The following is a 1,370-nucleotide window of genomic DNA, read 5'->3' as shown; positions in this document are numbered from 1 at the left end:
GGAATCGGACGCCGGTGGCAGAATCCCTACCACAATTGCAAGAAAGGAACTTGATCTTTGCATCAATGATATCGGAGGCTTACCACCAAACCCTCAAGATAGTGTTGTAATCATTTCCCCTGAAAACAGCAAAGCCCCCTCTTCTCAAGAGCATTTCATTGTGATAGATGTACAAGCTTCAGAATCCGGTATGTATAAGCTTATCTTGCGGGAGATAAAGTAAAGATATGCTTATAAAGAAATGATCTAGTACATGTTTATATTCAGAAGAAAAAAATACAAATTAACGAATGAAGCAATTAAGGTTGGCGAATTTATTCTTTACCGTATTAAAGCTATCAAAAATTTTGGTACAATTAAGAAAGGTGATTTAGGTGGATATATTGAAAAAGAAAGAAACCTAAGTCCTTACGATAATTGTTGGGTTTTTGATAATGCACAGGTTTACGGAAATGGATATGTTTCTGAAAATGCTACAATTAGCGATGATGCAAAAGTTTATGGTATAGCATCGGTTTCTGGTGAAGCGCAAATTTCTGGTAAAGCGCAAATTTATGATGAGGCCTCAGTTTGGGGAAGCGCTAAAGTTTATGACAGCGCTAAAGTTTTCGGAACAGCATCGGTTTCTGACGATGTAAAAATTTATGATGAAGCATCAGTTTCTGGTGAGGTATGCATTACAAATTCGGCATGTATTTTTGAAAACGCTAAAGTATATGGTGAAGCATTTATTTCCAAAAATGCTAAGATTTTCGGCAATGCAAAGATTTATGGTGAAGCATCTATTTTCGGAGATGCGCACATTTCCGGAAATGCTAAAATTTACGGTGAAACATCTATTTCCGGAAATGCTAAAATTTATGACAATACAAAAATTTATGATGAGGCATCAGTTTGGGGAAATGCTATAATTTGCAATAATGCACAAGTTTTTGATCGTGCAGATATCTCTGACAATGCGCAGATTTTCGATAATGCACGAGTTTATGGTAAAGCATCAGTTGCTAATGAAGCGCAAATTTCTGGTAATGCACGAGTTTATGGCGAGGCATCAATTTTTGACAGTGTGCAAGTTTGTGGAAAAGCGCGAGTTTGCGGAACAGCAGAAATTTACGATAATGAAATTATTTCAACTGGGGTGAGAGACTAAAAACAAAAAAACAAACGATTGTGAATTCAAACCTATCACTGGCTTGTTTGATTTTATTGGAAAAGAAAGGATATTCGGATCACAATTAAAGAATTTAATCGATTACTTGTGTAAAAACGATTTTTAGAAAAATGTAATATTACTGCTTGACATTATGATAGGAGTATGAATAATCGAATCAGGTGCCTAAGAAACACCTTAAATCGATAGCGGATAGATT

General features: G+C 35.5%; 1 protein-coding gene and 1 pseudogene. Both read left to right on the top strand.

Annotation, left to right across the window (positions count from 1 at the left end; translation table 11 throughout):
• Positions 1 to 223: pseudogene (locus tag ACFIKE_RS10630) on the top strand (hypothetical protein); the annotation flags it as partial.
• A 30-nt stretch (positions 224 to 253) separates the two neighbouring features.
• Complete coding sequence (locus ACFIKE_RS10625) at positions 254 to 1,150, top strand: hypothetical protein (RefSeq protein ID WP_006589102.1); 897 nt, start codon at positions 254 to 256, stop codon at positions 1,148 to 1,150.
• The last annotated feature ends 220 nt before the right edge of the window (positions 1,151 to 1,370 follow it).

It is taken from the genome of Bartonella sp. MU70NMGDW, assembly GCF_042194085.1.
GTDB lineage: Bacteria > Pseudomonadota > Alphaproteobacteria > Rhizobiales > Rhizobiaceae > Bartonella > Bartonella grahamii.
This window is presented reverse-complemented; position numbering and strand designations above follow the sequence as displayed.